We start from the raw sequence: 10,191 nt of genomic DNA, 5'->3' as shown, positions 1-10,191 counted from the left end.
AACCAACGTTATGGATATAAATATAGAATATTAGTGGTAAATTATTTATTTTCGATACTATATTATCGAGTAATTAACTTCTAACAAAAGGAGTTTTTTCAATAAGTAAAAATCTACCTGGAGATAAATTACTAAAATTTGCAAACTAGCTTAGTCTGTATGAAGCCTTTGCAATAAGTATTGGTTATTTTAAAACATTTTCATGCCTCATATTAATTCTTCTCACATACTACGTTATAGTGTCACCGTATTAATTGTCGCAATTGCATTAGTACTAATGCTGATACTAGACCCCTGGTTAAGCATGAGTAGAACTCCTTTCCTGCTGTTTTTTAGCGCAGTAATGGTGAGTGCTTGGTATGGCGGTTTGAAATCAGGGCTATTGGCAACCTCCTTATCTGCACTAGTCAGCAATTACTTTTTTCTCCCGCCAGCTTATGAGCTGAGTTTTGACCTATCTAATTCTGTGCGAATTGGGTTATTTGCATTACAAGGATTGCTCTCTAGTATCGGATGTGAGGCATTAAAGACTGCTAAAAGACGGGCTGATAGAAATCTACAACAGCTAAGAGTTAGTGAGGAGCGATTTCGATTAGGGTTAAGCAGTTCGGATATCATAGTCTTTCAACAGGATCGAGATTTGCGATATCAGTGGATTCATAATCCTCAAGGTCTAAATACTGCTGAGGAAATGTTAAGTAAGTCTGATGATGAATTGTTTTCAGCCGTAGTAGCAGAGCAATTGAAAGCAATTAAGCTGAAGGTAATAGAGACTGGTGTTTCGACCCGGAAAGAGGTTTATGTAACAACTTGTGGAGAAGATCGTTACTATGATTTGCTGGTTGAACCACTGAAAGATCCAGACAATAGTATTCATGGTATTACTTGTGCGGCTGTGAATATTACAAAGCGCAAGCAGACAGAACTAGAAAAAGCCAGGTTGCATCAAGAACTTCAGCAAGCCGTTCAGCAAAAAGATGAATCTCTGGCATTACTCAATGCTTGCATTACCAGTTCACCAGTGGCACTGGCTTTTCTCAATACAGAACTTCGCTATATCTATGCTAATGAAGCACTAGCCGCAATCAACGGTATACCCCAAACTCAACATATTGGCCGCACCTTTCGGGAAGTATTACCGGAATGGGCAGCACAAATTGAGCCTGTTTTTGAGCAAGTGATGCAAACCAGGCAGCCCTTACTTAATCAGGAAGTCAGTGGTGATTATCCGCCTGGGGTGTATCGTTATGCTCTTGTTAGCTATTATCCAGTGTGTTTACCGGATGGTCAGTTGTTAGGAGTGGGCACTAGTTTAATTGATATTACTCAACTCAAACAAACTGAGAAAGCGTTGCGGGAAAGCGAAGCAAAGTTTCGCAGCGTAGTTGAGTCAAATATGATTGGTATTGGCTTTTGGGATAGAGACGGTAGGATTACAGAAGCAAACGATGCCCTGCTCAATATGCTGGGTTATACCCGTGTAGAATTACTTGCTGGAACACTTAGCTGGCAAGGTTTAACTCCTACAGAGTATGTGTCACTTGATAAGGAAGCACTAACTCAATTTCAAGATAGTTTCTTTTGCACACCATATCAAAAAGAATATATCCGTAAAGACGGCTCACGGTTGCCAATTTTGGCAGGTGGTAGCCATTTTGAAGGGACTGTAGATAGAGGAGCTTTTTTTGTTCTCGATATTACAGAGCGCAAGCACGCTGAAGAAAGACTGCGCTATATCGCCCAAATTAGTAGTGTCCTCTCTACTTCGCTAGATTATGAAGAAACCTTAGAACAAATTGCCAAAATATCAGTTCCTAAGCTAGCTGATTGGTGTAGCGTTGACATTTTAAATGAAGATGGTTCCATTCGCCGCCTACCCATTGCCCATACAGACCCATCCAAAGCAGAGTTGGCAGCTAAACTTCAAGAGTATGTGCCAGATTACAATAGTACAAGTGCGATTACTACAGTTCTGCAAACCAGGCAAAGCGAATTAATTTCAGAAGTATCTGACTCGCTATTGGTAGCCACTAGCCAGAATCACGAACACTTAGAACTTCTTCGCCAATTGGGGATGAAGTCTGTGATGATTGTGCCGTTAATAGCGCACCAACAAGTACTTGGCACTATTACCTTTATCACCGCCGAATCAAATCGTCGCTACGATCGCACTGACTTAACTTTAGCAACAGATATTAGCCATCGTGCAGCCTTAGCAGTGGAAAATGCCCGACTTTATCGAGACAGCCACGAGACTTTAATCCATTATGCCGAATCTCTATCTCTTCTAGATTCGCTGCTAGAAGCCGCTCCCGTTGCCGTATGCTTTTTGGATCGAGAATTGCGATATATCCGAATTAATCAGGTTTTTGCCGACATTAACGGTTTGACTATAGAAGAACATCTCGGACACAAATTTGGGGAAGTGTTGCCAGAAATGGCGGCTGAGTTGGAGCCACAGTTACAGCACGTTTTGGATACAGGAAAACCCCTGCTGAATGTAGAAATCAGTGGTGAGACACGGGAACAACCCGCACGTTATGCCTACTGGCTGGGCAACTATTACCCAGTCAATAACCTAATGGGCGAAACGGTAGGAATTGGGATTATTTTGGCAGATGTGACAGCCGCAAAGCAAACAGAAGTGGCATTGCGAGAAAGCGAAGAAAGGTTCCGGGCAATGTTCAACCAGGCAACTGTGGGTATTACTCTGGTAGCGTTGGATGGACAATTTATTCAGGTTAATCCTGCCCTATGCGAAATTACTGGGTATAGCCATGAAGAGTTAATGCAAATGAACTTCCGGGAAATTACCCACCCTGACGACTTAGCAGCTGATGGGGAAAATGCTCGGCGAGTTTTGGTGCAAGAAATTAGTGGTTATTCCCTAGAGAAGCGCTACATCCACAAAGATGGTTCCATTGTTTGGGTAAACTTAACTTCATCAGCAGTTTGGGATGCTAAAGGACAACCAAAGTATGCACTAGGGATTATTGAAGATATTAGCGAACGCAAACTAGTTGAAACGACACAACAGTTTTTAGTTGAAGCCAGCACCTTAATAGCCGCCTCATTGGATTATGAAATCGCCTTGGAAAGTGTGGCTAATCTCGCAGTTCCTACCTTGGCTGATTGGTGTATTGTCGATGTCTTCCAGGAAGATTGGTCAAGTAGACAAATTGCGATCGCAATTGCCGATCTTACCAAACTAAATACTTTAGACGAAATTCAACGGCGCTATCGACCCAAAGCTAGAGCCAAACTGCTTGTGCAACAGCTAAGGCGAGGAGTATCTGCCTTTTACCCCGAATTATCTGACTCTAATCTGGTAGAGATGGCTGAAGATAACGAACATCTGCAATTGCTGCAAAGCCTGGGTATTCGTTCTCTAATGGTGATTCCAGTTCGTTCCCGTGGGCAATTATTTGGAGCAATCTCTTTTTTCACAGCCGAGTCAGGTCGGTATTACAAAGAAACAGACTTGGCCTTAGCAGAAGATATTGCTCGTCGGGCGGCCACAGCCATCGATAACGCCAGACTCTACCAAGAAACTCAACAGGCAAAACAGGCAGCAGAAAGGTCTGTCAATCGCATCATCCTTTTACAAAAAATAACTGCTGCCTTCTCAGAAGCATTAACTCCCCAACAGGTAGCTGATGTAGTGGTGAACCAAGGCATTGCTGCATTGGAAGCAACCGGTGGTTCTGTTGTCTTACTTACAGAGAGGGATACTACCCTAAAAGTTGTGCAAGCAATTGGCTATCCGCAAACGCTCATAAATACTTGGGCAACTTTTCCCATCACAGCACCTAACCAAATAGCAGAAACAGTCAGAACTGGGCAGCCGATTTTTTTAGAAAATTTAGCAGCGATGATTGCTAGATATCCAGAATTAGCAAATATTGTGACTGTTATAGGGAATAATGCCTGGGCTTCCATTCCCTTGATAGCAGAAGGTAAAGTAATTGGGGCTTTGGGGTTAAGCTTTACTAGTGGACAAATATTTAACGAAGAAGACCGGGGATTTATGTTTACACTGGGACAGCAGTGTGCACAAGCGATCGCTCGCGCTCAACTTTACGAAGCTGAAAAGACTGCTAGGGCACAAGCTGAGACAGCCAACCGCATTAAAGATGAATTTCTCGCTGTCCTTTCCCATGAACTGCGAACTCCTTTGAATCCGATTTTAGGGTGGGCAAAATTACTCAGAACCCGCAACTTCGACGAACCCACTAAAATCCGCGCATTGGAAACAATCGAGCGGAATGCCAAGTTACAAACTCAATTAATTGGAGATTTACTTGATGTTTCGCGGATTTTACAAGGGAAGGTGAGGTTAAATCTTTATGCAGTGGATTTAAAAATAGCGATCGCATCTGCACTAGAAACAGTGCGTTTAGCAGCAGAAGCCAAATCAATTGAAATTAAAACGGTATTAAGTAATGATATCGGCAAAGTTCTCGGAGATAGCGATCGCTTGCAACAAGTAATGTGGAATCTCCTTTCCAATGCCGTTAAATTCACACCCACAGATGGAGTTGTACAAATCCGTCTAGAGCAAGTCGGGTTAGATGCTCAAATCCAGGTGATTGATACTGGTAAAGGAATCATCCCGGAATTTTTGCCCTACGTTTTTGACTACTTCCGCCAAGCGGATGCTAAAACAACCAGAGTATTTGGTGGACTGGGATTAGGACTAGCAATTGTGCGCCATTTAGTAGAACTTCACGGTGGTACAGTTCAGGCAGAGAGTTTGGGAGAAGGGCAAGGGGCTACTTTTATAGTTAGACTACCTTTGTTGAAAAATTCTGAGTTGCGAGTCAGTAGTGATGAGGCTGCTCAAGCAGAACTCAGTACTGACGACACATTACTTTTGGGAGTGCAAATCCTACTTGTAGACGATCAAGCTGATGTGCGAGAATTTTTTAGCTTTGCACTAGAACAATATGGCGCGACTGTAACCGCAGTTGAATCAGCAGCCGAAGCCCTGGAAACATTAGTGCAATCAAAGCCAGATATCCTATTAAGCGACATTGGAATGCCCTTAATGGATGGCTATATGCTGCTGCGCGAGGTGAGAAAATTATCGCCAGAGCAAGGCGGGCAAATTCCCGCGATCGCACTGACAGCTTATGCTGGAGAAATCAACTACAACCAAGCAATGGCAGCAGGATTTCAGAAACACCTACCTAAACCTGTAGATCCAGGTGAATTGGCTACAGCGATCGATACACTAATTCGTAATTCGTAATTACGAATTATCCGATGGGGCGATTACCAGGATTGACTGCATGAATATATTCACTACCCGATACCGGTCTTCCTCGTTTGTAGTAAGCTTCTTCTGGTTTACCCCATCCTAGCTGCAAAATCATTTCCAAAAAGCTAGAATTTTCCCACTTACATAAACTTGCCCATTCTGTTCTCTGAACAATTCTTTCTACATCAGACGTGAGAATTTGTTGGTATTGTTTACTATTATTAAAACTCAAATATAAATCCATCTCCATCGAGACTTCATACCAAAATTCTACAATGGAATTTTTAGCAGATTTTAATATCTCTAAATCATTAGGGAGGGCTATTAAATCGGTATTTACTTCGGGATAGTTCAACTTTTTACCTTTAACTGTCACCTCCCGCCAGATAATACCTGAAACTTGATTTTCTTTTTGATAATCGTGAATCGCGGCTTTGAAATCTTGATAAGCTGTGAATTGTTGCAGCCCATCAGTTCTAATAAACTGGTCAATTACAGGATTGCCAGAGGCTGTTATCTCTAACTTTAGGCGTTTTCCATTGAGGCAAGCTTGGCGTTCGGCTGCCAAAACTTGAATTAGCTCCTGAGTGGTGTAAACCTTTGACATCAGAATACACTCTAGTTAGTCATTGGTCATTGGTCATTGGTCATTAGTCATTAGTCAAGGACTATAGACTATCGATTAACTTTCTAATCTGTCAACACAGATATTTCAATATTATGCTTTGGCATCGCCAGAAATGTAGTAACAGATAGCACGAAAAATTAGGGCAGACCAATTTGGTCTACCCCATAAGTTATCTAGCTAACTCACTACTGAACTCATTAAAGGCTCGTCGCTTTAACTGTGCTGTTTCGGTGCGTGGTAATAAATCAAAGATTTTGCGAAATTGGTCGTCTATTTCTTCAAAAGGTACTTGACCTTTTTTATTCAAAACTACCTCACCTGCTTTATTAAACACCACAACTTGAGGAACAGCCCCGGAATAGTAATATCCTGGTTCTGTAGGGTTGTAGGTTTTTTTAGACGGGATAGTATCTACATTGATAGGCATAATCTCTGCCACCTGACCGTAGAATTCCTGTACCCGTGAGATAGAAATGGCATATCTTTTAGAATCGCTACTGTCATCCAAATAAAAAGCCAAAAATACGGGTTTATGTTCCGCTAAAGTCTGTGCTAGTGTCTGTCTTGGAGGAACTAATGAACCATTACCAGCATAAACAACGAAAATGTTGCCATCATACAAATCATTATTAAGACCAGCATAAGCAGGTTGCGTACTTATAATGAAAAGACTTGCAAGCAACAACAGACATTTAAACAACCACCTTTGCCAGTCAGTAATTTGTTTATGTAAAAAAAGAAACTTTGTGCTATTCATCAAAAGGAACCTTGCAAGCTACTACTTGTCGTGAGTTTGTGCTGAATTCGGCAAACTGGGCTGGATATGTAATTACGCCCACGCACTATCTTTTAAAATAACGCCTACTGAGATTATCTCTTGTAAGTGGATGATGGAGTTGAACGGAGTTCTGATGTGAATTAACGGAGTTCCGAGGTGAATTAACGGAGTTCCGAGGTGAATTAACAATAGATTTTACTCTCCCTTGCCTCCCCTGCCTCCCTTGCCTCCCCTGCCTCCCCTGCCTCCCTGCCTCCCCTGCCCCCTGCTTCAAAATTAAGAGGCTGGCTTTTTCAGCTAGGATTCGCTAAACTCACGCATATTAAATTTGCAATTAAATACTTTCAATTAGCAACGCCAGAAGACTAGGGTACAGATGTGGGAAAAATTCAATTCATAGATAGGCTGCGATTGGGTTTCGCGGTGTCAGTGGCAAAAAGTGTGACGTTTATAGTGCGATCGCTCCGTCTGGGTGCTGCTAGTGTATTACCAGGCTCGATTGCTCGTCGCATTGAACCTCGAATTTTAGAATTATTGAGTCAGCAAGTTAAAAACGGAGTGATTTTAATTGCTGGTACTAACGGCAAAACCACTACAGCGCTGCTTTTATGTACAATCCTAGAACGCAAGGGCTATCGCGTAACTTATAATTCTACAGGTGCAAATCTAGAAAATGGCTTGATGACGGCGCTGTTAGAAAGCACCAACTTACTAGGTACGCTAAATACTGATTACGCAATTTTAGAAGTTGATGAAAATATTGTCCCCAGAGTATTAAAGCCACTCCAGCCGCGAATTATTCTCTGTTTAAACTTGTTCCGCGACCAACTCGATCGGTACGGCGAAGTAGATACAATTAGTAAACGTTGGACAAAAGTTATTTCTACCCTACCAACAGAAACGGTGGTAATTCCCAATGCTGACGATCCAACATTATCTAACCTTGGTCAGCAGTTACCGCAACGGGTGTTATTCTTTGGCTTAAATGAACCAGCAAATTATCTCGAAGCTATTCCTCACGCTGTCGATTCTATCTATTGCCCCAAATGCGGACATTCTCTAGATTACAAGGGTGTCTATTTGTCTCATTTAGGAGATTTTACTTGTCCAAAGTGTGGTTTTGCTAAAAGTAAACCGACTTTAGAAAGTAGTGAATGGTCGCAAATTCTTGTTGGTTTGTATAACAAATACAATACTTTAGCTGCTGCTACTGCGGCTATTGAGTTAGGAGTTGATGAAGCCACAATCAGAGATACTATTAACAACTTCCAAGCCGCTTTTGGTCGAGCGGAAGATTTAGTAATTGACGGTAAACGAGTACGGATATTGTTATCAAAAAATCCTGTAGGAACGAATGAAACTATTCGCGTAGTGACTCAAAGCACAGATAAAACCACACTCCTGGTATTAAACGATCGCACGCCTGATGGCACTGATGTATCCTGGATTTGGGATGTGGATACTGAGAAATTAGTCGAACGCGGCGGGACTTTAGTAGTGAGTGGCGATCGCGTCTATGATATGGCACTACGTCTACGCTACAGCCAAAAGTCTCCTGAGAGTAGCATAAATTTAATTGTGGAAGAAGATTTGCGACAAGCGATCGCAACTGCATTAGAGCATACACCAGAGAATGAAACTCTGCATATTCTACCTACCTACTCAGCCATGCTAGAAGTTCGAGAAGTTCTAACTGGTCGGAAAATTCTTTAGATTTGTCATTTGTCATTGGATAAAAGTTTTTTCCATCCCAATTCCTAATTCCCCATTCTCAATTCCCAAAATTTATGAGTTCTCAACAATTGGAATTAACAATAGGTTGGCTTTATCCGACGCTGATGAGTACTTATGGCGATCGCGGTAATGTAATTACTATAGAACGTCGTGCCCAGTGGCGGGGATACGACGTTAAAATCTTACCCCTAGATCAAAATAGTACAGCCGCAGATATTAAAACTGTAGATGTCATAGTTGGTGGTGGCGCACAAGATCGTCAGCAAGAAATTGTCATGCGTGATTTGCAAGGCGCGAAAGCTGATGCAATGCGCGAAAAAATCGAAAATGGAACACCAGGCGTTTTTACCTGTGGTTCGCCCCAACTACTGGGACATTATTACGAACCAGGCTTAGGACAACGGATTGATGGTTTAGGAATACTCGATTTAGTTTCCGTCCATCCTGGTGAAAATACTAAGCGCTGTATTGGTAACTTGGTAATTGAAGTCACAGCTTCACGTCTGGCGCAAGATTTAAAAGAGATGACTGGTAGCACACCATATTTGGTAGGCTTTGAAAATCACGGTGGACGTACCAAGCTGGGGAAAGTGGAAGCTTTGGGGCGCGTGGTGTATGGTTTGGGAAATAATGGTGAAGATGGGACAGAAGGGGCATTTTATCAGAATGCGATCGCTACTTATTCCCACGGCCCTTTATTACCAAAAAATCCTTTCGTCGCCGATTGGTTAATTCAAACAGCACTGCGGCTAAAGTATGGGGAAGCGATCGCGCTGTCATCTTTAGATGATAATCTGGCTCTACAAGCACGAGAAGCGATGTTTAAGCGGTTGAAAGTCAGTTTACCAAATGTTGCTGCGGCGAAAGCTTAACCTTGAAGGAAGCAGGAGGTAGGACACCAAATCAGAGATTTGGAGTGGGTTTTAAACCCAAGACACCTCTGGTCGCGCTAGGACACAAAGGGCAGTTTTCCTCCTGCCTTTCTTGGTAAAACACCAAAATATAGAAAAAAAATTAAGAATATGATTAAATATCATAGCAATCATTTTGGTGTGGCATCTCTAGCTCACAATAAAAAGAAAGCGATTCAGGGATTGAGCGAGCGAGAAGTGCTATTGGACTTTAGCCAAAAAAAAACCCCCAGAGGATGTTAGTCTACCAGGGGAGTTAGTTATCAGGGTGCATCTACCAATTAACTGTTCTCAGGTTGAACACCTCATTCCGGATAAATTTGGACAAAGGCTAATTATTTTTTAAAATAAAAAACCCCCAGAGGATGTTAGTCTACCAGGGGAGTTAGTTATCAGGGTGCATCTACCAATTAACTGTTCTCAGGTTGAACACCTCATTCCGGATAAATTTGGACAAAGGCTAATTATTTTTTAAAATAAAAAACCCCCAGATGATGTTAATCTACTAGGGGAGTGAGTTATCAGGGTGCATCTACCAATTATCTTTTCTAGGGGCAGCCAGTATCTTCCGGCAAAACGATTAAAATCAGGGTCGATGGCGATGTCTACGAAGGGTTACGCCTACACAACTAGAAAAAACCCCCAGAGAATGTTAGTCTACCAGGGGAGTGAGTTATCAGGGTGCATCTACCAATCATCTTTTCTAAACTAAATGGGTAGCTACCGGATAAATTAACAGAGGTTGAAGTTATTGCTGTTTTATCACCAAAAAAAACCTCGGATGTTAGCCAAGCAGAGGGGTTAGTTATCAGGCATTGGTGTAAACTTAAGCTCAAATCCTTAAGAATCTCGTTTCCAAGTTCTATCTCTAAACGATCTT

At 42.0% G+C, this 10,191-nt stretch carries 5 protein-coding genes; 3 read left to right on the top strand and 2 right to left on the bottom strand.

Annotated features, from left to right (window positions below; genetic code table 11):
- Window positions 1–202: 202 nt before the first annotated feature.
- Window positions 203–5,251: a PAS domain S-box protein gene (locus V7K42_RS07725; RefSeq protein WP_334915022.1), complete on the top strand. Its 5,049-nt coding sequence runs from the start codon at window positions 203–205 to the stop codon at window positions 5,249–5,251.
- Window positions 5,252–5,258: 7 nt separating this feature from the next.
- Here the strand turns inward: V7K42_RS07725 and V7K42_RS07720 are convergent, their stop codons facing one another.
- The gene (locus V7K42_RS07720) at window positions 5,259–5,867 is read right to left on the bottom strand and encodes a hypothetical protein (protein ID WP_334915020.1); all 609 of its coding nucleotides are present in this window, start codon (window positions 5,865–5,867) and stop codon (window positions 5,259–5,261) included.
- A 190-nt stretch (window positions 5,868–6,057) separates the two neighbouring features.
- A complete protein-coding gene (locus V7K42_RS07715; RefSeq protein WP_334915019.1) occupies window positions 6,058–6,645 on the bottom strand; it encodes a thylakoid membrane photosystem I accumulation factor in 588 nt (195 codons plus the stop codon).
- Window positions 6,646–7,089: 444 nt separating this feature from the next.
- Here V7K42_RS07715 and V7K42_RS07710 point away from each other — a divergent pair, with 444 nt between their 5' ends.
- Together V7K42_RS07710 and V7K42_RS07705 are read left to right on the top strand one after the other, a co-directional pair.
- On the top strand, window positions 7,090–8,379 hold the full coding sequence (locus V7K42_RS07710) for a MurT ligase domain-containing protein (RefSeq protein WP_442938541.1): 1,290 nt from the start codon (window positions 7,090–7,092) through the stop codon (window positions 8,377–8,379).
- A 74-nt stretch (window positions 8,380–8,453) separates the two neighbouring features.
- Window positions 8,454–9,272 carry a type 1 glutamine amidotransferase gene (locus tag V7K42_RS07705; RefSeq protein ID WP_334915016.1) on the top strand — a complete coding sequence of 273 codons (819 nt, stop codon included), beginning with the start codon at window positions 8,454–8,456 and terminating at the stop codon, window positions 9,270–9,272.
- Window positions 9,273–10,191 lie beyond the last annotated feature (919 nt).

It is taken from the genome of Nostoc sp. (assembly GCF_036917455.1).
Classification (GTDB): Bacteria; Cyanobacteriota; Cyanobacteriia; order Cyanobacteriales; family Nostocaceae; genus Nostoc.
Note: the sequence above shows the minus strand (reverse complement) of the source record. Positions and strands in the feature narration are given on the sequence as shown.

Excerpts from the sequence above, each read along its gene's own strand:
- V7K42_RS07715 (WP_334915019.1), bottom strand. The coding sequence starts at position 6,645 with ATGAATAGCACAAAGTTTCTTTTTTTACATAAACAAATTACTGACTGG.
- V7K42_RS07720 (WP_334915020.1), bottom strand. The coding sequence starts at position 5,867 with ATGTCAAAGGTTTACACCACTCAGGAGCTAATTCAAGTTTTGGCAGCC.
- V7K42_RS07705 (WP_334915016.1), top strand. The coding sequence starts at position 8,454 with ATGAGTTCTCAACAATTGGAATTAACAATAGGTTGGCTTTATCCGACG.
- V7K42_RS07725 (WP_334915022.1), top strand. The coding sequence starts at position 203 with ATGCCTCATATTAATTCTTCTCACATACTACGTTATAGTGTCACCGTA.